This window comes from Candidatus Pantoea symbiotica, assembly GCF_056491525.1.
Genome location: NZ_JBSZHR010000002.1, coordinates 986,755 through 1,008,446 on the forward strand (window position 1 = coordinate 986,755; position 21,692 = coordinate 1,008,446).

At 54.0% G+C, this 21,692-nt stretch carries 20 protein-coding genes and 3 tRNA genes; 22 read left to right on the top strand and 1 reads right to left on the bottom strand.

The annotated features are described in order from the left end of the window. Positions 1 to 82: 82 nt before the first annotated feature. The 22 genes from sdhC to ACXIZX_RS05245 all read left to right on the top strand — a co-directional run bounded on the left by sdhC (position 83) and on the right by ACXIZX_RS05245 (position 19,828). The gene (gene sdhC / locus ACXIZX_RS05140) at positions 83 to 514 is read left to right on the top strand and encodes a succinate dehydrogenase cytochrome b556 subunit (protein WP_008107362.1); all 432 of its coding nucleotides are present in this window, start codon (positions 83 to 85) and stop codon (positions 512 to 514) included. Beyond that, on the top strand, positions 508 to 855 hold the full coding sequence (gene sdhD, locus ACXIZX_RS05145) for a succinate dehydrogenase membrane anchor subunit (protein ID WP_008107364.1): 348 nt from the start codon (positions 508 to 510) through the stop codon (positions 853 to 855). Before sdhC ends, sdhD begins: the two co-directional genes overlap by 7 nt. Then, a complete protein-coding gene (gene sdhA / locus ACXIZX_RS05150) occupies positions 856 to 2,622 on the top strand; it encodes a succinate dehydrogenase flavoprotein subunit (protein ID WP_036649196.1) in 1,767 nt (588 codons plus the stop codon). Between the two features lie 14 nt (positions 2,623 to 2,636). After that, positions 2,637 to 3,353 carry a succinate dehydrogenase iron-sulfur subunit gene (locus tag ACXIZX_RS05155; RefSeq protein ID WP_008107369.1) on the top strand — a complete coding sequence of 239 codons (717 nt, stop codon included), beginning with the start codon at positions 2,637 to 2,639 and terminating at the stop codon, positions 3,351 to 3,353. Between the two features lie 205 nt (positions 3,354 to 3,558). Beyond that, the gene (gene sucA, locus ACXIZX_RS05160) at positions 3,559 to 6,366 is read left to right on the top strand and encodes a 2-oxoglutarate dehydrogenase E1 component (RefSeq protein ID WP_008107371.1); all 2,808 of its coding nucleotides are present in this window, start codon (positions 3,559 to 3,561) and stop codon (positions 6,364 to 6,366) included. Between the two features lie 15 nt (positions 6,367 to 6,381). After that, on the top strand, positions 6,382 to 7,605 hold the full coding sequence (gene odhB / locus ACXIZX_RS05165; protein WP_008107373.1) for a 2-oxoglutarate dehydrogenase complex dihydrolipoyllysine-residue succinyltransferase: 1,224 nt from the start codon (positions 6,382 to 6,384) through the stop codon (positions 7,603 to 7,605). Between the two features lie 60 nt (positions 7,606 to 7,665). Further along, on the top strand, positions 7,666 to 8,832 hold the full coding sequence (sucC, locus tag ACXIZX_RS05170; protein ID WP_007890646.1) for an ADP-forming succinate--CoA ligase subunit beta: 1,167 nt from the start codon (positions 7,666 to 7,668) through the stop codon (positions 8,830 to 8,832). Continuing rightward, the gene (gene sucD, locus ACXIZX_RS05175) at positions 8,832 to 9,707 is read left to right on the top strand and encodes a succinate--CoA ligase subunit alpha (RefSeq protein ID WP_008107375.1); all 876 of its coding nucleotides are present in this window, start codon (positions 8,832 to 8,834) and stop codon (positions 9,705 to 9,707) included. The genes sucC and sucD overlap by 1 nt, the downstream gene beginning before the upstream one ends. A 662-nt stretch (positions 9,708 to 10,369) precedes the next feature. Continuing rightward, entirely contained in the window at positions 10,370 to 11,941 is a 1,572-nt protein-coding gene (gene cydA / locus ACXIZX_RS05180) for a cytochrome ubiquinol oxidase subunit I (protein WP_154153344.1), read from the top strand. Between the two features lie 11 nt (positions 11,942 to 11,952). After that, positions 11,953 to 13,092 carry a cytochrome d ubiquinol oxidase subunit II gene (gene cydB, locus ACXIZX_RS05185; RefSeq protein ID WP_008107378.1) on the top strand — a complete coding sequence of 380 codons (1,140 nt, stop codon included), beginning with the start codon at positions 11,953 to 11,955 and terminating at the stop codon, positions 13,090 to 13,092. A gap of 15 nt (positions 13,093 to 13,107) precedes the next feature. Beyond that, a complete protein-coding gene (gene cydX / locus ACXIZX_RS05190; protein WP_007890642.1) occupies positions 13,108 to 13,221 on the top strand; it encodes a cytochrome bd-I oxidase subunit CydX in 114 nt (37 codons plus the stop codon). Next, positions 13,221 to 13,514: a cyd operon protein YbgE gene (gene ybgE, locus ACXIZX_RS05195; protein ID WP_154153341.1), complete on the top strand. Its 294-nt coding sequence runs from the start codon at positions 13,221 to 13,223 to the stop codon at positions 13,512 to 13,514. The genes cydX and ybgE overlap by 1 nt, the downstream gene beginning before the upstream one ends. Before the next feature lie 198 nt (positions 13,515 to 13,712). After that, positions 13,713 to 14,117, top strand: a complete 405-nt coding sequence (gene ybgC / locus ACXIZX_RS05200; RefSeq protein WP_008107385.1) for a tol-pal system-associated acyl-CoA thioesterase — start codon at positions 13,713 to 13,715, stop codon at positions 14,115 to 14,117. Continuing rightward, entirely contained in the window at positions 14,114 to 14,800 is a 687-nt protein-coding gene (tolQ, locus tag ACXIZX_RS05205) for a Tol-Pal system protein TolQ (RefSeq protein ID WP_008107387.1), read from the top strand. The genes ybgC and tolQ overlap by 4 nt, the downstream gene beginning before the upstream one ends. 13 nt (positions 14,801 to 14,813) lie before the next feature. Next, positions 14,814 to 15,242, top strand: coding sequence for a colicin uptake protein TolR (gene tolR / locus ACXIZX_RS05210; protein WP_008107389.1), 429 nt, complete (start codon positions 14,814 to 14,816; stop codon positions 15,240 to 15,242). Between the two features lie 25 nt (positions 15,243 to 15,267). Further along, entirely contained in the window at positions 15,268 to 16,545 is a 1,278-nt protein-coding gene (gene tolA / locus ACXIZX_RS05215) for a cell envelope integrity protein TolA (protein WP_061717358.1), read from the top strand. Positions 16,546 to 16,662: 117 nt separating this feature from the next. Continuing rightward, positions 16,663 to 17,958: a Tol-Pal system beta propeller repeat protein TolB gene (gene tolB, locus ACXIZX_RS05220; protein WP_101763208.1), complete on the top strand. Its 1,296-nt coding sequence runs from the start codon at positions 16,663 to 16,665 to the stop codon at positions 17,956 to 17,958. 64 nt (positions 17,959 to 18,022) lie between these two features. Continuing rightward, positions 18,023 to 18,538 (top strand): peptidoglycan-associated lipoprotein Pal, encoded by a 516-nt coding sequence (gene pal / locus ACXIZX_RS05225; RefSeq protein ID WP_008107396.1) that lies wholly within the window; start codon positions 18,023 to 18,025, stop codon positions 18,536 to 18,538. A 9-nt stretch (positions 18,539 to 18,547) separates the two neighbouring features. Then, positions 18,548 to 19,354, top strand: coding sequence for a cell division protein CpoB (gene cpoB, locus ACXIZX_RS05230; RefSeq protein WP_008107398.1), 807 nt, complete (start codon positions 18,548 to 18,550; stop codon positions 19,352 to 19,354). Between the two features lie 166 nt (positions 19,355 to 19,520). Further along, a tRNA-Lys gene (locus ACXIZX_RS05235) sits at positions 19,521 to 19,596 on the top strand. Positions 19,597 to 19,649: 53 nt separating this feature from the next. Then, positions 19,650 to 19,725, top strand: a tRNA-Lys gene (locus ACXIZX_RS05240). A gap of 27 nt (positions 19,726 to 19,752) precedes the next feature. Continuing rightward, positions 19,753 to 19,828 (top strand) — tRNA-Lys (locus ACXIZX_RS05245). Positions 19,829 to 20,180: 352 nt separating this feature from the next. Here ACXIZX_RS05245 and ACXIZX_RS05250 read toward each other — a convergent pair. Further along, a complete protein-coding gene (locus ACXIZX_RS05250; RefSeq protein WP_479403719.1) occupies positions 20,181 to 21,644 on the bottom strand; it encodes an AlkA N-terminal domain-containing protein in 1,464 nt (487 codons plus the stop codon). Positions 21,645 to 21,692 lie beyond the last annotated feature (48 nt).

Sequence of the window (21,692 nt, forward strand, 5' to 3'; positions counted from 1 at the left end):
CCCAGCGTTTTACCCGCTTTATTTAACACTGGATGTTGCTATTTTGGTGGCGGTTGCAGTCTGAACACACGCTGTGTCTCTGATGCAACTCAGGACCGGAGGAAGCAAAATAAAAAAGAGCTGTGTGGGCAAAACCGTGAAAAAACAAAGACCTGTTAACTTGGATCTCTCGACGATCCGGTTTCCCGTTACTGCAATATCGTCCATTCTCCACCGCGTCTCCGGCGTGATCACCTTTGTCGCTCTCGGAATTCTGCTCTGGTTACTGGGTCTCTCCCTCTCTTCTCCTGAAGGCTTCCTGCAAGCGGCATCCATCATGGATAGCTTCTTTGCCAAATTCATCATGTGGGGCATTTTAACTGCGCTGGCGTATCACGTCGTGGGCGGTATTCGTCATATGTTGGCTGATTTTGGCTTTATGGAAGAAACCCTGCAGGTGGGAACCCGTTCCGCGCAAGCGGCTTTTGTTATCACTGTCGTGCTCTCAATTTTGGCTGGAGTCCTCGTATGGTAAGCAATGCTTCTGCATTAGGACGCAACGGTATCCATGACTGGCTGTTACTGCGTGCTGCTGCAATCTTAATGACGCTTTACATCATCTACATCCTCGGTTTTGTCGTGATGACAGGCACGCTGACGTATGACGTCTGGCATGGCTTCTTCTCATCCGCCTTCACTAAAGTGTTCACCATGTTGACGCTGTTCTCGATTCTCATCCACGGCTGGATTGGAATGTGGCAAGTGCTGACTGACTACGTGAAACCAGTAGCAACCCGTTTGCTGCTGCAGTTTGTGATTGTGGTTGCGCTGCTGTCGTACGCAATTTATGGATTTGTTGTGGTGTGGGGTGTGTAAATGAGTTTGCCAGTCAGAGAATTTGATGCCGTGGTGATCGGCGCAGGTGGCGCAGGTATGCGCGCCGCCTTGCAAATCTCCCAATCGGGCCAGACTTGTGCCCTGTTATCCAAAGTTTTCCCAACCCGTTCCCATACTGTATCGGCGCAGGGCGGTATTACCGTCGCGCTGGGTAACACCCATGACGATAACTGGGAATGGCACATGTACGATACCGTCAAAGGTTCCGACTTTATCGGCGACCAGGACGCGATCGAATATATGTGTCATGTCGGTCCAGAAGCGATTCTGGAACTGGAACATATGGGATTGCCTTTCTCCCGTCTTGATGACGGCCGCGTCTATCAGCGTCCGTTTGGTGGTCAGTCGAAGAATTTCGGCGGTGAGCAGGCGGCGCGTACCGCTGCTGCGGCCGACCGTACCGGCCACGCCTTGCTGCATACGCTGTATCAGCAGAACCTGAAGAACAAAACCACCATCTTCTCCGAATGGTATGCGCTGGATCTGGTGAAAAACGAAGACGGTGCGATTGTCGGCTGTACGGCTATCTGCATGGAAACCGGTGAAACCGTCTATTTCAAAGCCAAGGCCACCATTCTGGCGACCGGCGGCGCGGGCCGTATTTATCAGTCCACCACTAATGCTCACATCAACACCGGTGACGGCGTTGGTATGGCGCTGCGCGCAGGCGTGCCGGTGCAGGATATGGAAATGTGGCAGTTCCACCCAACCGGTATTGCCGGTGCGGGTGTGCTGGTGACCGAAGGTTGCCGTGGTGAAGGCGGTTACCTGCTGAATAAGCACGGTGAACGCTTCATGGAACGTTACGCGCCGAACGCCAAAGATCTGGCGGGTCGTGATGTGGTTGCACGCTCGATGATGGTGGAAATCCGTGAAGGTCGCGGTTGCGATGGCCCTTGGGGTCCGCACATTAAACTGAAGCTCGACCATCTCGGTGCCGATGTACTGGAATCGCGTCTGCCAGGCATCCTTGAGCTGTCGCGTACCTTTGCGCACGTTGACCCAATCAAAGAACCGATTCCGGTGATCCCAACCTGCCACTACATGATGGGCGGCGTGCCGACCAAAGTGACCGGCCAGGCGCTGCGCGTGAACGAGCAGGGCCAGGATGAGGTGATTCCGGGTCTGTTCGCTGTCGGCGAAATCGCCTGCGTATCGGTACACGGCGCTAACCGTCTCGGCGGCAACTCGCTGCTCGATCTGGTGGTGTTCGGCCGCGCAGCCGGTGTGCATCTGCTGGAGTGTATTGAAGAGCAGGGCGAACTGCGTGAAGCCACGCAGGAAAATCTCGATGAAGCGATGGCGCGCTTCAACCGTTGGGAAAATAACACCACCGGTGAAGATCCTGTCGAAATCCGTAAAGCGCTGCAGCGCTGCATGCAGAACAACTTCTCGGTATTCCGCGATGGCGATGCGATGCGTGAAGGTCTGGAAGAGCTGAAAGTGATTCGTGAGCGTTTGAAATCGGCGCGTCTGGATGACCGTTCGCCGGACTTCAACACCCAGCGTATCGAGTGCCTCGAGCTGGATAACCTGATGGAAACCGCTTACGCCACTGCTGTCGCCGCCAACTTCCGTACCGAAAGTCGTGGCGCGCATAGCCGCTTCGACTTCCCGGATCGCGATGATGAAAACTGGCTGTGCCACAGTCTCTATGTTCCGCAGACGGAAAGCATGACGCGCCGTGAGGTGAACATGCAACCGAAACTGCGTGCGGCCTTCCCGCCGAAAGCGCGTACCTACTAATTGCGGAGATCATCATGAGACTCGAATTTTCTATCTATCGTTACAACCCGGAAGTCGACGACAAACCGCGTATGCAGGAATACACGCTGGAGTCGGAAGATGGTCGCGACATGATGCTGTTGGATGCGCTGATCCGTCTGAAAGAGAAAGACCCAACGCTGGCTTTCCGTCGCTCATGCCGTGAAGGCGTGTGCGGTTCAGATGGTCTGAACATGAACGGTAAAAACGGTCTGGCATGTATCACGCCGATCTCTGCGCTGGGCAACGGCACGAAGAAAATTGTTATCCGTCCACTGCCAGGTTTGCCGGTGATCCGCGACCTCGTGGTAGACATGGGACAATTCTATGCACAGTATGAGAAGATTAAGCCTTTCCTGTTGAATAATGGGGAAAATCCACCGGCGCGCGAGCATTTACAGAGCCCTGCTGAGCGTGAGCATCTGGACGGTTTGTACGAGTGTATTCTCTGCGCCTGCTGCTCAACGTCGTGCCCGTCGTTCTGGTGGAATCCGGACAAGTTTGTTGGTCCGGCTGGCCTGCTGGCCGCTTACCGTTTCCTGATCGACAGCCGCGATACGGAAACCAATGCGCGTCTCGACAATCTAAACGATGCTTTCAGTGTTTTCCGCTGTCACAGCATCATGAACTGTGTGAGCGTGTGCCCGAAAGGCCTAAACCCAACGCGCGCCATCGGCCATATTAAGTCGATGCTACTGCAACGCGGGGCGTAATAGAAAGTCACTCTCCGGGAACTTAGGTTCCCGGATGTTTACGGAAGCCTCTATAAGCGCGGTGCTGACCACGCTTATAAAGGTTCCCTTACGAGCCAGGCGCCGGTAGCGCACAGGTTCGTATCGCTGAACTCACTACGGCAAGCCGCGTAAGCGGTAAAAAATGAAACCTCATAAAAAGCAGATTAATGCTTAAGGGATCACAATGCAGAACAGCGCGATGAAACCCTGGCTGGACTCCTCCTGGCTGGCCGGCGCGAACCAATCTTACATAGAGCAGCTCTATGAGGATTTCCTGACCGATCCTGACTCAGTTGATGACATGTGGCGCGAGCTGTTCCAACAGCTGCCGGGCACTGGCGTGAAACCTGAGCAATTTCACTCCACCACGCGTGATTACTTCCGCCGCCTGGCTAAAGACGCCACGCGTTACACATCAACCGTGACCGATCCAGCAACCAACTCCAAACAGGTTAAAGTGCTGCAGCTGATTAATGCGTTCCGCTTCCGCGGCCATCAGCATGCAAACCTCGATCCGCTTGGCCTGTGGAAACAGGACACGGTAGCCGACCTCGATCCGGCTTATCACGATCTGACCGACGCCGATTTTCAGGAAAGCTTTAACGTAGGTTCTTTTGCTATCGGCAAAGAGACTATGAAGCTGGCCGATCTGTTTGCGGCGCTGCAGCAGACTTACTGTGGCTCGATTGGTGCAGAGTACATGCACATCAACAACACTGACGAGAAGCGCTGGATTCAGCAGCGTCTGGAATCGGTGGTGGGCCACGCGTCTTTCAGCAGCGACGAGAAAAAAGGTTTCCTGAAAGAGCTGACCGCGGCAGAAGGCCTGGAAAAATATCTGGGCGCGAAATTCCCGGGTGCGAAGCGCTTCTCACTGGAAGGCGGTGATGCGCTGGTGCCAATGCTGCGCGAGATGATTCGTCACGCTGGCAAGAGCGGTACGCGCGAAGTGGTGCTGGGTATGGCGCACCGTGGTCGTCTCAACGTACTGATCAACGTCTTAGGTAAGAAGCCGCAGGATCTGTTTGACGAATTCTCCGGCAAGCACAAAGAACACCTCGGCACCGGCGACGTGAAGTACCACATGGGCTTCTCGTCTGACGTGGAAACCGAAGGCGGCCTGGTGCATCTGGCGCTGGCGTTCAACCCGTCGCATCTGGAAATCGTGAGCCCGGTAGTGATGGGTTCGGTGCGCGCGCGTCTGGATCGCTTGGCTGAGCCAAGCAGCAACAAAGTTCTGCCAATCACCATTCACGGTGATGCTGCCGTTATCGGTCAGGGCGTGGTGCAGGAAACCCTAAACATGTCGCAGGCGCGTGGTTACGAAGTGGGCGGTACCGTTCGCATCGTGATCAACAACCAGGTTGGTTTCACCACCTCCAACCCGAAAGATGCGCGTTCTACGCCGTACTGTACTGATATCGGCAAGATGGTGCTGGCACCGATTTTCCACGTTAACGCGGACGATCCAGAAGCGGTGGCGTTTGTGACTCGCCTGGCGCTGGATTATCGCAACACCTTTAAACGTGATGTGTTCATCGATCTGGTGTGCTATCGCCGTCACGGCCACAACGAAGCCGACGAGCCAAGTGCAACTCAGCCGTTGATGTACCAGAAAATCAAAAAGCATCCAACGCCGCGTAAAATCTACGCCGATCAGCTGGAAAGCGAAGGTGTTGCGACCACCGAAGATGCCACCGAGATGGTTAACCTGTACCGCGACGCGCTGGATGAAGGCGAATGCGTGGTGCCGGAATGGCGTCCGATGAGCCTGCATTCGTTCACCTGGTCGCCATATCTGAACCACGAGTGGGACGAAAGCTACCCGGCAACCGTGGAACTGAAACGCCTGCAGGAACTGGCGCGCCGCATCAGCAGCGTACCGGAATCGGTAGAAGTGCAGTCTCGCGTGGCCAAGATCTACAACGATCGCAAAGAGATGGCCGAAGGCAACAAAGCGTTCGACTGGGGCGGTGCAGAAAACCTCGCTTACGCCACGCTGGTTGACGAAGGGATTCCGGTACGTCTTTCCGGTGAAGATACCGGTCGCGGTACCTTCTTCCACCGTCATGCGGTGATCCACAACCAGACCAACGGTTCAACTTACACGCCGCTGCACCATGTCCATAACGGTCAGGGTCAGTTCAAAGTGTGGGATTCCGTGCTGTCTGAAGAAGCGGTACTGGCCTTCGAATACGGTTACGCCACCGCAGAACCGCGCGTGCTGACCATTTGGGAAGCGCAGTTCGGCGACTTCGCCAACGGTGCGCAGGTAGTGATCGACCAGTTCATCAGCTCCGGCGAGCAGAAATGGGGCCGTATGTGTGGCCTGGTAATGTTGCTGCCGCACGGTTATGAAGGTCAGGGTCCTGAGCACTCCTCAGCGCGTCTGGAGCGTTATCTGCAACTCTGTGCTGAACAGAATATGCAGGTATGCGTGCCTTCAACGCCAGCGCAGGTTTACCACATGCTGCGTCGTCAGGCGCTGCGCGGTATGCGCCGTCCGCTGATCGTCATGTCACCAAAATCACTGCTGCGTCATCCGTTGGCGATTTCCAGCCTGGAAGAGTTGGCGACGGGCAGCTTCCAGCCGGCTATTGGTGAGATCGACGATCTCGATCCGCAGCAGGTTAAACGCGTCGTACTGTGTTCGGGCAAGGTTTATTACGATCTGCTGGAGCAGCGTCGTAAAAACGAGCAGACCGACGTGGCTATCGTGCGTATCGAACAACTCTATCCGTTCCCGCACAAAGTCGTGCAGGACGTATTGAAAAACTATGCTCATGTGCAGGATTTCGTGTGGTGTCAGGAAGAGCCACTGAATCAGGGCGCATGGTATTGCAGTCAGCATCATTTCCGCGAAGTGGTTCCATTTGGTGCGTCACTGCGTTATGCAGGCCGTCCGGCTTCTGCTTCACCGGCCGTGGGCTACATGTCCGTACATCAAAAACAGCAGCAAGACCTGGTTAATGACGCGCTGAACCTTGGTTAATAAAAAGGAAAGAAAATGAGTAGCGTAGAAATTCTCGTTCCCGATTTGCCTGAATCCGTAGCGGACGCAACGGTTGCAACCTGGCACAAAAAACCCGGCGACTCCGTGAGCCGCGATGAAGTACTGGTAGAGATTGAAACTGACAAAGTGGTGCTGGAAGTGCCTGCTTCAGCGGACGGCATTCTGGAAGCCGTGCTGGAAGATGAAGGCGCTACCGTCACTTCTCGTCAGATTCTGGGCCGTCTGAAAGAGGGCAACAGCGGCGGGAAAGAGACTGCGGCAAAAGCGGAAAGCAAAGAGTCGACACCAGCACAGCGTCAAACCGCTTCTCTGGAAGAAGAGAGCAACGATGCGCTCAGCCCAGCGGTTCGCCGTCTGATTGCTGAAAACAACCTCGATGCCAGCCAGATCAAAGGCACCGGCGTTGGCGGCCGTCTGACGCGTGAAGATGTGGAAAAACATCTGGCGAAGAAAGCCGACGGTGGCAAAGCCGCACCAGCGCCAGCCGCTGCTGCTGCACCGCAGGCCGCTGTGGCTAACCGCAGCGAAAAACGCGTACCGATGACGCGTCTGCGTAAGCGTGTTGCCGAGCGTCTGCTGGAAGCGAAAAACAGCACCGCGATGTTGACCACGTTTAACGAAATCAACATGAAGCCAATCATGGATCTGCGCAAGCAGTACGGCGACGCGTTCGAGAAGCGCCACGGCGTGCGTCTGGGCTTCATGTCCTTCTACATCAAAGCGGTGGTTGAAGCGCTGAAACGCTTCCCGGAAGTGAACGCGTCGATTGATGGCGAAGATGTGGTTTACCACAACTATTTCGATGTGAGCATTGCGGTTTCTACTCCGCGTGGTCTGGTAACGCCAGTGCTGAAAGATGTTGATGCGCTGAGCATGGCCGACATTGAGAAGAAAATTAAAGAGCTGGCGGTGAAAGGCCGTGACGGCAAGTTAACGGTTGAAGAGCTGACTGGCGGTAATTTCACCATCACTAACGGTGGTGTGTTTGGTTCGCTGATGTCTACGCCAATCATCAACCCACCGCAGAGCGCGATTCTGGGCATGCACGCCATCAAAGATCGCCCAATGGCGGTCAATGGTCAGGTAGTGATTCTGCCAATGATGTATCTGGCGCTCTCTTACGATCACCGTTTGATTGATGGTCGTGAATCCGTTGGCTATCTGGTCGCGGTGAAAGAGATGCTGGAAGATCCAGCTCGCCTGCTGCTGGACGTCTAATTTCGCCGGGCGCGCGGTGTGAAGGCGCGCCCAAACTCATACCTGAATGGATAGAACATCATGAATTTACATGAATACCAGGCGAAGCAGCTGTTTGCACGCTATGGCATGCCAGCACCGACAGGCTACGCCTGCACCACGCCACGTGAAGCTGAAGAAGCCGCGTCTAAAATCGGCGCAGGTCCGTGGGTAGTGAAATGTCAGGTTCATGCCGGTGGCCGCGGTAAAGCGGGTGGCGTGAAAGTGGTTAACAGCAAAGAAGACATTCGTGCTTTTGCTGAGCATTGGCTGGGCAAACGTCTGGTGACCTATCAAACTGATGCGCACGGTCAGCCGGTAAACCAGATTCTGGTTGAAGCCGCGACTGATATCGATCAGGAGCTGTATCTTGGTGCGGTTGTTGACCGTGCGACTCGTCGCGTAATCTTCATGGCCTCGACTGAAGGTGGTGTTGAGATTGAGAAAGTGGCAGAAGAAACGCCACACTTGATCCACAAGATGGCGCTGGATCCATTAGCGGGTCCACAGCCGTATCAGGGCCGCGAGTTGGCGTTCAAACTCGGCCTGACCGGTAAGCAAGTTAGCCAGTTCACCAAAATCTTCATGGGTCTGGCGACCATGTTCCTCGAGCGCGATCTGGCGATGGTTGAGATCAACCCGCTGGTGATCACCAAGCAGGGCGACCTGATCTGCCTCGATGGCAAACTGGGTGCAGACGGTAACGCACTGTTCCGTCAGCCGGAACTGCGTGAAATGCGCGATCCAAGCCAGGAAGATCCACGTGAAGCACATGCAACGCAGTGGGAACTGAACTATGTTGCGCTGGATGGCAACATCGGCTGTATGGTAAACGGCGCTGGTCTGGCGATGGGCACCATGGACATCGTGAAACACCACGGTGGTGAGCCAGCAAACTTCCTGGACGTTGGCGGCGGCGCAACCAAAGAGCGCGTGACCGAAGCCTTCAAAATCATCCTGTCTGACGATGCGGTAAAAGCCGTGTTCGTTAACATCTTCGGCGGCATCGTACGTTGCGACCTGATCGCAGACGGCATCATCGGTGCGGTGGCAGAAGTGGGTGTGAACGTACCAGTTGTGGTACGTCTGGAAGGTAACAACGCCGAGCTGGGCGCTAAGAAACTGGCGGACAGCGGTCTGAACATCATTGCAGCAACCAGCCTGACAGACGCTGCACAGCGTGTTGTAGCTGCAGCGGAGGGTAAATAATGTCCATTTTGATCGACAAAAACACCAAAGTCATTTGCCAGGGTTTCACCGGTGGTCAAGGGACGTTCCACTCTGAGCAGGCGCTGGCCTATGGTACGCAGCTGGTTGGCGGTGTAACGCCAGGCAAAGGTGGCACCACGCATCTCGGACTGCCGGTGTTCAACACCGTGCGTGAAGCAGTAGAAGCGACCGGCGCAACCGCCACCGTTATCTACGTTCCAGCGCCGTTCTGCAAAGACGGTATTCTGGAAGCGATCGATGCGGGCATCAAACTGATCATCACCATCACCGAAGGTATCCCAACGCTGGATATGCTGACCGTGAAAGTGAAGCTGGATGAAGCTGGCGTACGTATGATCGGCCCGAACTGCCCAGGCGTGATCACGCCTGGCGAATGTAAGATCGGTATCATGCCGGGCCACATTCACCAGCCAGGCCGCGTCGGTATCGTATCGCGTTCAGGTACGCTGACTTATGAAGCCGTTAAGCAGACCACTGACATCGGCTACGGCCAGTCAACCTGCGTAGGTATCGGTGGCGACCCGATCCCAGGCTCTAACTTCATCGACATCCTGAAACTGTTCCAGGAAGATCCACAGACCGAAGTGATCGTGATGATCGGTGAGATCGGTGGTAGCGCGGAAGAAGAAGCAGCAGCTTACATCAAAGCGCACGTGACCAAGCCGGTTGTCGGCTACATCGCGGGTGTGACTGCACCGAAAGGCAAACGTATGGGCCACGCAGGCGCCATCATTGCCGGTGGCAAAGGTACTGCTGATGAGAAATTCGCTGCGCTGGAAGCGGCCGGTGTGAAAACCGTACGCAGCCTGGCAGACATTGGCGACGCAGTTAAAGCGGTTCTGCCAATCAAATAAGCCAGTATTGACTGACATTAAAAAGCCACCTTCGGGTGGCTTTTTTTTTGGTAATAACCCGCCGAAAATAGGGGCAAAAAGCGTAACGGTTTCAAAAACAGCGGCTATGCTTACTCTGTCATCAGGGTAAAGAAGGGAAAAGACGCTGGATCTTTGTCAAACAATTGGCGCAAAGCTTTCCAGATCGAGGTTAAATAATTGCGGAAAAGGTAATTATATTCTTAATTATATGATGATGTTGTGACATCTAATTAACAACCACTTTAACACTACATATCTGGAAATTTATTGTCTTAATCCAGATCAATAAATAGCGAGTTATAGGAAACTTTACCGCTAGCAAAACAGCAACTAACCGGTATAAATTGCGCTGCATCAATTCAGTCTTCGTCATAATTTTTCAGGAGTTTGTGCCAGGCGTTGTTATATCAATTCTGCCGCCTCCTCATTCCAATCCTGCTTAAAATTGACTGAAAAGATCGGTTTTTAAGGGAATTTTATCACTGTTACTCGCCTTCTTCGGGCAACAGCTTTCTCTGTTCTATCAGTAACAAAACTGGAATCAATAATCAGTCGTTCCTGAATCTTATTCTGCGCGTCAATGTCTGTTGTTTGCCGTTGTCATCCGCAGGGGAAGTTCATGCGAGGAGCAAGGAGTCATCATGTTAGATATTGTCGAGCTGTCGCGTTTACAGTTTGCCCTGACGGCGATGTACCATTTCCTGTTCGTGCCATTAACGCTGGGTATGGCGTTTTTATTGGCGATCATGGAAACCGTATATGTCCTGACGGGGAAACAAATTTATAAAGATATGACCAAGTTCTGGGGTAAGTTGTTTGGTATCAACTTTGCGCTCGGCGTGGCTACCGGCCTGACCATGGAATTCCAGTTCGGTACCAACTGGTCATATTACTCACACTATGTCGGCGATATCTTCGGTGCGCCGCTCGCTATTGAAGGCTTAATGGCGTTCTTCCTCGAATCCACCTTTGTTGGCCTGTTCTTCTTCGGCTGGGATCGCCTCGGCAAGGTGCAACACCTTGCAGTGACCTGGCTGGTGGCGCTCGGTTCCAACATGTCCGCGCTGTGGATTCTGGTGGCGAACGGCTGGATGCAAAACCCGATTGCTTCCGAGTTCAATTTTGAAACCATGCGTATGGAGATGCTGAGCTTCTCCGAGCTGGTGCTAAACCCGGTTGCGCAGGTGAAGTTTGTGCATACCGTGGCCGCTGGCTACACCACAGGTGCGATGTTCATCCTTGGTATTAGCGCATGGTATCTGCTGAAAGGGCGCGATATTGCTTTCGCTAAACGCTCCTTTGCTATCGCAGCCAGCTTCGGTATGGCGGCGATTTTGTCGGTGATCGTGCTGGGTGACGAATCTGGTTATGAAATCGGCGACGTGCAGAAAACCAAGCTGGCGGCGATTGAAGCGGAATGGGAAACCCAACCGGCTCCAGCTGCGTTTACGCTGTTTGGTATTCCGGACCAGGAAACCCAGGAAAACAAATATGCGATTCAGATTCCGTATCTGCTCGGCTTGATCGCTACGCGTTCAGTCGATACGCCAGTCACCGGTTTGAAAGATCTGCTGGCGCAGCATGAAGTGCGTATTCGTAACGGCATGAAAGCGTACGCGCTGCTGAACGAACTGCGCGGTGGTAGCAAAGATCCTGCTGTGCGCAGCCAGTTTGAAGCCAGCAAAAAGGATCTCGGTTATGGCCTGCTGCTAAAGCGCTATACGCCGGATGTGGCTAACGCCAGCGAAGAGCAGATCCAGAAAGCGACGAAAGACTCAATCCCACGTGTTGCACCGCTGTACTTCGCCTTCCGTATCATGGTGCTGGGCGGTGTGTTGATGCTGGGCATCATTGCGCTCTCCTTCTGGAGCGTGATTCGTAACCGTATCGGCAAGTCGCGCTGGTTACTGAAAGCCGCGTTGTACGGCATTCCATTGCCATGGATTGCGATTGAAGCGGGTTGGTTCGTTGCCGAGTATGGTCGCCAGCCGTGGGCAATTGGTGAGGTGCTGCCAACCGCAGTCGCTAACTCCTCATTGACCGTCGGCGATCTGCTGTTCTCAATGACGCTGATTTGCGGTCTCTACACCTTGTTCCTCGTGGCGGAAATGTACCTGATGTTCAAGTTCGCGCGCCTCGGTCCAAGCAGCCTGAAAACCGGCCGCTATCATCATGAAACGCTGAAGACATCATCTCAGCCGGCGCGTGGATAAGGAGAGCGACCATGTTTGATTACGAAGTATTGCGCTTTGTCTGGTGGCTGCTGATTGGCGTGTTGCTGATTGGTTTTGCGGTCACCGATGGCTTCGATATGGGCGTCGGTATGCTGACCCGCATTTTGGGTCGTACCGATACCGAACGTCGCATCATGATTAACAGCATTGCGCCGCACTGGGATGGAAACCAGGTTTGGCTGATCACCGCCGGTGGCGCGCTGTTCGCCGCCTGGCCAATGGTGTATGCCGCTGCGTTCTCCGGCTTCTATGTGGCAATGATTCTGGTGCTGGCTTCACTGTTCTTCCGTCCGGTTGGTTTTGATTACCGTTCGAAGATTGAAGATATGCGCTGGCGCGGCATGTGGGATTGGGGCATTTTCATCGGCAGCTTTGTCCCGCCGCTGGTGATTGGCGTGGCATTCGGCAACCTGCTGCAAGGCGTGCCGTTCCATGCTGACGAATATCTGCGCCTGTTCTATACCGGCAACTTCTTCCAGCTGCTAAATCCGTTTGGCCTGTTGGCGGGCGTAGTGAGTGTGGCGATGATCCTGACGCAGGGCGCAACCTACCTGCAGATGCGTACTGCCGGTGAGTTGCACGTCCGCAGCCGCAGCACCGCACAAATCTCAGCGCTGGTGATGATGGTGTGCTTCATCCTTGCCGGCGTGTGGGTGAAATACGGTATTGATGGTTATGTGCTGAAAAGCGTTATCGATCATCACGCCGCATCCAACCCGTTGGGTAAAGATGTGGTGCGTGAAGCGGGCGCATGGATGGTGAACTTCGAGCAGATGCCAGTATTGTGGCTGTTCCCGCTGTTGGGCGTGGTGTTACCGCTGCTGACCATTCTCTTTTCGCGTATCGAGAAGGGCGCTCTGGCGTTTATCTCTTCTTCACTGACCTTAGCTTGCGTGATCATGACTGCTGGGATTGCGATGTTCCCGTTCATCATGCCATCCAGCACCGTGCCAGGCATCAGCCTGACGATGTGGGATGCCACGTCTAGCCTGCTGACGCTGAAAGTGATGACCATTGCCGCCATCATCTTTGTACCGATTATCCTGGCGTACACCGCCTGGTGTTATTACAAGATGTTTGGCCGTATCACCAAAGAACACATTGAGAGCAATACGCACTCCCTGTACTGATTAAGGAGATTGAGCATGTGGTATTTTGCCTGGATTCTTGGCACCTTGCTGGCCTGTGCGTTCGGTGTGATCACGGCGCTGGCTCTGGAGCATGTTGAAGAGAGCAGCGCCAAGGACGAGCAAGTCTGATGCGCACACTGATTCGGACGATGTATCGTCTGATGGACAAGGGCCCATTTCGGGCCCTTTCGTTAATTCTGGCACTGTGGCTGGCGGGATGCGTTATTTGGCAACCTTCACGCTTTGCTGCGCGTACAAGTGATTTGGCGATATGGCATGGATTGCTGCTGATTTGGGCTGTGTGTACCGGCGTGATTCACGGCACCGGATTCAGTCCACAACAAACGCGTTGGCAGGCTCTATTCTCACCTCTGCCCGCTCTGTTGATTTTGTTGGCAGGAATTTCCTGGTTCTACCATTAAGTCCAGGTTCAGGACTTAAAAACGCTGCATTTTCAGGCGCTGGCGTGAGGTTTTGTCAGCGCCCGGTCAAGAAACATCCTATAAATCCTTCCAGTTGTTAACCTGTGATAATTATTTTCGCGCGGCGTCAGCGGACCATTCCCAAGCCGATCTCACTTGCGTATAGTAGCAACGTTTAAAATGAGACCGGGATGTAGAGTGAGTACTACGCTGTTTCGCTGGCCGGTTCGTGTCTATTACGAAGACACTGATGCCGGTGGTGTGGTTTACCACGCCAGTTATCTTGCTTTCTATGAACGAGCACGTACCGAAATGTTGCGCCAGCACCATTTCAATCAGCAGGTCCTGTTGGAAGAGCAGGTGGCTTTTGTGGTACGACGCATGACGATCGATTTTGTTGCAGCTGCACGTCTGGACGATCTTTTGGAAATTCAAACAGAAGTGACCTCAATGACGCGTGCAACGATGACGTTCTCGCAGCGTATCGTGAATGCAGAAGGCAAAGTGCTAAATGAAGCAGAAGTCCTGATTGCCTGCATCAACCCACATCTAATGAAGCCAATTGCGCTTCCCAAGTCTATTGTCGCGGAGTTCAAGCAGTGACTGACATGAATGTTCTTGATTTGTTCCTGAAGGCGAGCCTTCTGGTCAAACTTATCATGTTGATTTTGATCGGCTTTTCTATTGCCTCATGGGCGATCATTATTCAGCGTACGCGCATTTTGAATGCGGCGGGGCGCGAAGCCGAAGCTTTTGAAGATAAGTTCTGGTCGGGTATCGAGTTGTCTCGTCTGTATCAGGAAAGCCAGGGACGCCGCGATGAATTGAGCGGATCTGAGCAAATCTTCTATTCGGGTTTCAAAGAGTTTGCGCGCTTGCACCGTGCTAACAACCATGCGCCAGAAGCCGTGGTAGAGGGTGCGAGCCGTGCGATGCGTATCTCCTTCAATCGTGAACTGGAAACGCTGGAAACTCACATTCCTTTCCTTGGGACCGTTGGCTCAATCAGTCCGTATATCGGTCTGTTCGGTACGGTGTGGGGGATCATGCACGCCTTTATCGCCCTTGGTGCGGTAAAACAGGCGACGTTGCAGATGGTTGCACCGGGTATTGCCGAAGCGTTGATCGCCACCGCAATCGGTCTGTTTGCGGCCATTCCTGCCGTTATGGCGTATAACCGTCTGAACCAGCGCGTTAACAAGCTGGAACAGGGCTACGACAACTTTATGGAAGAGTTCACGGCTATCCTGCATCGTCAGGCTTTCTCCAACGACAACACGAAGTAAGTCGAGGTTTACGATGGCCAGAACCCGTGGTCGCGGTAAACGCGACCTTAAGTCGGAAATCAACATTGTTCCACTGCTGGACGTGCTGTTGGTGTTGCTGCTCATCTTTATGGCAACCGCGCCGATTATTACCCAGAGCGTGGAAGTGGATCTGCCGGATGCGACAGATTCAAAAACCGTCTCAACTGATGATAATCCACCGGTGATTGTTGAAGTGTCTGGTGTTGGCCAGTACAGCCTGGTGGTGGATCACGATCGTATGACGCAGTTGCCGCCGGAGCAGGTGGTGAGCGAAGCGCAGCGCCGGATTGAAGCCAATCCGAAAACGGTCTTCCTGATCGGCGGTGCGAAAGACGTCCCTTACGACGAAATCATCAAGGCGCTGAACCTGTTACATCAGGCAGGCGTGAAATCTGTCGGTTTGATGACGCAGCCGATTTAAAGCGAACCGTTTTTGGGAACCGAGTGTGTCGAAGGCAACCGAGCAGAACGACAAGTTAAAACGCGCAATAATCGTTTCGGTGATTCTGCACATCGTGCTGATCGCCTTACTGATTTGGAGCTCGTTTAACGAAAAAATCGAATCCAGCGGCGGTGGCGGTGGCAGTGATATTGACGCAGTGATGGTCGATTCAGGCGCCGTGGTTGAGCAGTATAACCGCCAGCAGAATCAGCAACGAGACAGTCAACGCGCCGAGCAGCAGCGTCAGAAACAGTCGCAACAGCAGGCCGAAGAGTTACAGCAGAAACAAGCTGCTGAGCAGCAACGCCTTAAAGAGATGGAAAAAGAGCGTTTGCAGGCCCAGCAGGAAGCCAAAGAGCAGGCGAAGCAGCAGGCCGAGCAGCAGAAAGCCGCTGAAGCCGCCGCTAAGCAGGCGCAGGAACAGCAGAAAACTGCCGAAGCCGCTGCAGCGAAAGCCAAGGCCGATGCCAAAGCGGAAGCCGATGCGCAGGCAAAAGCGGCTGCTGACGCCAAAGCCAAAGCGGTAGAAGAAGCCAAGCAAGCCGCAGCTGACGCGAAGAAGAAAGCGGACGCGGAAGCCAAAGCTGCCGCTGCTGAAGCGGCCAAAGAGAAAGCGGCACAACAGGCGAAAGCCGCCGCAGAATCGAAAGCTAAAGCGGATGCTGAAGCCAAAGCTCAGGCTGCTGCCGATGCGAAGGCGAAAGCGGCTCAGGAAGCGAAAGAGGCTAAAGAGCAAGCGGCTGCTGAGGCAAAAGAAAAAGCTGCAACAGAAGCAAAAGAGAAGGCTGCAGCCGAGGCGAAAGCCAAGGCCGATGCAGCTGCGAAAGCCAAAGCGGATGCCAAAGCGAAAGCTGCTGCAGATGCCAAAAAAGCCGCCGCTGAAGCTGCGAAGAATGAAAACGCCGTTGACGATCTGTTAGGTGGCTTGTCTTCAGGTAAGAATGCACCGAAAAGCGGCACCGCATCGGGTGGCGCTGCAGGGCAGGGCAATCAGAAGAAATCCGGGGCGTCCGGAGCGGATATTAGTAATTATGCTGGTCAGATTCAGGCTGCAATCAAAAGTAAATTTTATGATTGGGAAAGCTTCAAAGGCCGAACTTGTACTTTGCGCCTCCAGCTAATGCCGGATGGTACATTGGCAGGTGTCAAGTCTGAAGGTGGAGATCCTGCACTGTGTCAAGCTGCGGTAGCGGCTGCTAAACAGGCTCGTATTCCTAAGCCTCCAAGCCAGGATGTCTATCAGGTGTTTAAAAATGCACCTCTGGATTTCAAGCCTCAGTAAATGCAGTAACCTACGGCAGGTTGAACTAAGGTTAGCTTGCCGTACTCTATGAGTACTCGTGTTTTTCAGGAACTGTGCGAATTATCATGAACCTCTGGTTCAGGTAAGGGAGAAAAGATGAAGCAGGCACTTCGTGTAACCTTAGGTTTTTTTGTACTGCTGTGGGCAGCAATGCTTCATGCAGAAGTCCGTATTGAAATTACGCAGGGCGTTAACACCGCACGCCCTATTGGTGTGGTTCCGTTCCAATGGGCTGGCCCAGGCGCGGCACCAGAAGACATCGGCGGGATCGTTTCTGCTGACTTACGCAACAGCGGAAAATTCAATCCGCTCGATCGTTCTCGTCTGCCACAACAGCCAGCCAGCGCGCAGGAAGTTCAACCTGCCGCATGGAGCGCATTGGGTATTGATGCGGTCGTGGTCGGCCAGGTAACGCCAAATGCTGACGGCAGCTATCAAGTTGCCTATCAGCTGGTGGATACCGGCGGCGCTCCAGGCACCGTGCTGGCACAGAACTCTTATAAAGTGACTAAGCAGTGGCTGCGTTATGCAGCGCACACCGCCAGTGACGAAGTGTTCGAGAAGCTGACCGGCATTAAAGGCGCATTCCGTACCCGCATTGCCTATGTGGTGCAGACCAACGGCGGTCAGTTCCCGTATGAGCTGCGCGTATCGGATTACGATGGCTACAACCAGTTTGTGGTTCACCGTTCACCGCAGCCATTGATGTCTCCGGCCTGGTCGCCAGATGGCAGCAAGGTGGCTTACGTAACGTTCGAAAGCGGCAAATCTGCGCTGGTTGTGCAGACGCTGTCTAACGGTGCAATCCGTCAGGTGGCTTCGTATCCACGTCACAACGGTGCGCCAGCCTTCTCACCAGACGGTTCTAAACTGGCCTTCGCGCTGTCGAAAACCGGTAGCCTGAATCTGTACGTGATGGATCTGGCTTCTGGTCAGACGCGTCAGGTGACGGATGGTCGCTACAACAGCACTGAACCGACGTGGTTCCCGGACAGCCAGACGCTGGCTTACACCTCGGATCAGGCCGGTGCGCCTCAGATTTATAAAGTTGGTATCAACGGCGGTGCGCCACAACGTATTACCTGGGAAGGTGCGCAAAACCAGGATGCGGATGTGTCAACCGACGGTAAAACTATGGTGATGATCAGCAGCGCCGGTGGCGCTCAGCATGTCGCCAAACAGGATCTGGTAACGGGAGCCGTTCAAACAATAACGGACACGTTCCTGGATGAAACGCCGAGTCTGGCGCCAAACGGCACAATGGTAATCTATAGCTCTACTCAGGGGATGGGTTCCGTGTTGCAGTTGGTTTCAACCGACGGGCGTTTCAAAGCGCGTCTTCCGGCAACTGATGGACAGGTCAAATTCCCTGCCTGGTCGCCGTATCTGTGATGCATAGGTCCCCTGCACGGCGGGGGATTAAAATGTATGGCAAACAAAATAATAGGATAAAGAAATGCAACTGAACAAAGTGCTGAAGGGTTTGATGCTGGCTCTGCCGGTTATCGCAGTAGCTGCATGTAGCTCACACAAAAACAACAACAACGATCAGACTGGTATGGGCGCTAACGACGGTGCTTACGGTGCTGGTCAGAACGGTAACATGTCTTCTGACGAGCAAGCGCGCCTGCAGATGCAGCAGCTGCAGCAGAACAACATCGTTTACTTCGGTCTGGACAAGTATGACGTGGCTTCTGACTACGCTCAGATGCTGGATCAGCACGCGGCATTCCTGCGTGGCAACCCGTCTTACAAAGTGACCATCGAAGGTCACGCGGATGAGCGCGGTACTCCAGAATACAACATCGCCCTGGGCGAACGTCGTGCAAGCGCCGTTAAGATGTATCTGCAAGGCAAAGGCGTTTCTGCTGACCAGATGTCTATCGTTTCTTACGGTAAAGAAAAACCAGCTGTACTGGGTCATGACGAAGCGGCTTACGCTAAAAACCGTCGTGCCGTACTGGTTTACTAAGAAAATATCATGATGAGTAACTTCAGACTTCATCTGTTGAGTCTGTCGTTACTGGTTGGTTTAGCGGCCCCTTTGGGGGCTGCTAATGCCCAGGCGTCAATCAGTAGCGTTGGCTCAGGCTCGGTCGAAGACCGCGTCACCACTCTTGAACGTATCTCTAATGCCCAGGCTCAGCTTCTGCAGCAATTGCAGCAGCAGATGAGCGACAACCAAAGCGATATCGATTCGCTGCGCGGGCAAATCCAGCAAAACAGCTATCAGCTTAATCAGGTGATCGAGCGCCAGAAACAGCTTTATCAGCAAATCGACAGCCTCAGCTCCGGCAGTAACGGTGCGCAGGCAGGCGGCGGTGCGGATGCCGCTGCTGCAGGCGCTGCGGGTGCAGCAGCGGCTGATAGCGGTAGCAGCGATAACGCCAGTGCGGCCGCGCCAGCACAAACCGGCGATGCCAACACGGATTACAATGCTGCCGTTGCGCTGATTCTGGAGAAGAAGCAGTACGATCAGGCGATTACTGCCCTGCAGGCTTGGGTGAAGAAATATCCTGATTCTACCTATCAGCCGAATGCCAATTACTGGCTGGGTCAGCTGTATTACAACAAGGGTAAAAAAGACGATTCGGCCTATTATTTTGCCACTGTGGTAAAAAATTACGCGAAATCGCCAAAAGCCCCGGAAGCGCTGTTTAAGGTTGGCGTGATCATGCAAGAGAAGAATGATACGGCGAAAGCCAAGGCTGTCTTCCAGCAAGTGATCAAACAATTCCCAAATAGTGATTCTGCTAAGCAGGCGCAAAAACGTCTTGCCGGGTTGTAATTTGTGCTTAAAAGACCGGATTTCGTGTGATTTCTGGTCTTACAGCATGAAAGGTAAGCAATTGAGACATTTAGTGGAAAATAAGGGTTGCGCCCTCCCGCTAAATCAGTAATATATGCCGCCGTTGCCGGGACATATCTTAACAAGTATCGGCAGCACTGAAGATGGGTCGTTAGCTCAGTTGGTAGAGCAGTTGACTTTTAATCAATTGGTCGCAGGTTCGAATCCTGCACGACCCACCATCTCAACCCGTTGTAAGTGAGATGATTTCTTCAGTAAGCTTCACAACCTTGATGGGTCGTTAGCTCAGTTGGTAGAGCAGTTGACTTTTAATCAATTGGTCGCAGGTTCGAATCCTGCACGACCCACCATCAAGTAAAGGTTGTAAGCCCCACAGCGGGTCGTTAGCTCAGTTGGTAGAGCAGTTGACTTTTAATCAATTGGTCGCAGGTTCGAATCCTGCACGACCCACCAGTTATGTAGAAAGGCGCCCTAAAGGCGCCTTTTTGCTTTTCTACGCTATAGCTGGATTTGCTTTGAGATGGTGCACCGGCCAGATAAGGCGGGGCGGATCGCGAAGAAACCTCACATCCCTGTGGATCGGCCTCGCCATCCATGGCTCGGACGCTTCGCTCCTTCCGCTCCCGCCTTTTCTGGCCCTTAAGCTTCGATGTTGCTTTAAATAATCGCACCCATGCTGAACGAAGACGGAAGGACCGGGCGGTGGAGTAAAGCTTCCGGCGCATGGATGCGCCGGCAGAGCCTACAGGGATGTATCCACGGCGACTTTACGCAACCGCCCCTTATTTCCGCCTGAAACGCACTATTAAGATTTCTTAACCGGTGTCAGACTTTCCCAGATATGCAGCACCGCATAGCTGCGCCAAGGTCGCCAAACCTGCGATAACTGCTCCGCCACTTTGGCACTCACGCCGCCGAGGTTATTACGAATCGCAATATCTTCTTTGGGAAATGCATCAGGCCAACGCAGTGCGCGCATCGCGATATAGCTTGCGGTCCACGGCCCAATCCCTTTTAGCGCCAGTAACTGCTGCTGAACCACGTCCGGATTCACCGCACCGTTAAAGCGCAATGCGCCAGAAGCACAGGCCTGCGCCAACGCCTGAATGGCATGTGAACGCGCACTGACAATTCCCAGGCTGGCGATATCATCGATGCTCGCCGCCGCCAGCGACTCCGCATTCGGCGGCAAACGCGAAAGTTCTGACCACGGCGTTACCAGCGGCTCACCAAAACGTTGTGCCATTCGGCTACTTAACGTGGTTGCCGCTTTCACCGTAACCTGCTGGCCGAGTATCGCGCGCACACCCAACTCAAAGCCGTCAAACGCACCAGGAACGCGTAGACCGGGAAAGCGCGACAAGCTCTCGGCTAAAAGCGGATCGTGGCTTAGGTGCTCTGCTATGCGCTGTGGCTGCGCATCCAGGTCGAACAGGTCGCGCAGACGACGCAGCAAAGCGGGCAGCACCGGCGTCAACGACGTTGTGAATTGCACCTTCAGCGACTGTTTCTCCTCAAGATGGCTCACGCGCACCCAGCCGCGACAGTTGCCCAGCGCCACGGTGCGGTGATAAATGCCCTCGTTCACCCATTCCACGTCCTTCATCACGCGCTGCTGCAGGAAATCGAGCATCGCATCCCAATCGTAAGGCGGCCGATAACTCAGGCGCAGTTCAGCGCTCTCCTGCGTGGTCTTCACGGCGTCAGGCTGATTCTGCTTACGCAGGCGGGAAGGCGTCATGCGATAGCGCGCCTGGAACACATCGTTAAAACGCCTCAGACTGCGAAAGCCGCTGGCATAAGCAATTTCTGTTACCGGGAGTGAGGTTTCTGTAAGAAGTTGCTTAGCGAGCAGCATACGACGTGTCTGACGCAGCTCTAAAGGCGATACGCCGAGCTCCTGCTGCACCACACGACGCAATTGACGTTCACTCAGGTCAAACTCGGCTGCGATGTCTGCCAACGTCTCCTGCTCTTCCAGCAAGCCCTCTTCGATACGGCGAATTAAACGATCGGCAATGCGGTGATGGCTATCCACCGGTGCAGAGCCGGGTGCCAGTTCCGGGCGGCAGCGTAAACACGGGCGGAAGTGCGCTTTCTCGGCGGCCTCTGCGCTGCTAAAAAACAGGCAGTTCTTCTGCATCGGCGCTTTCACCGGACAAATGGGGCGGCAATAGATGCCGGTGGATGTCACGCCAACAAAAAACAGCCCGTCGAAGCGGCTATCGCGCGACGTCAGCGCCTGGTAAGCAATTTCAGCATCAAACATCATCGTCTCCGGCAAATAAACGGCATGGTCGCGCAAGCTGAATGGGAA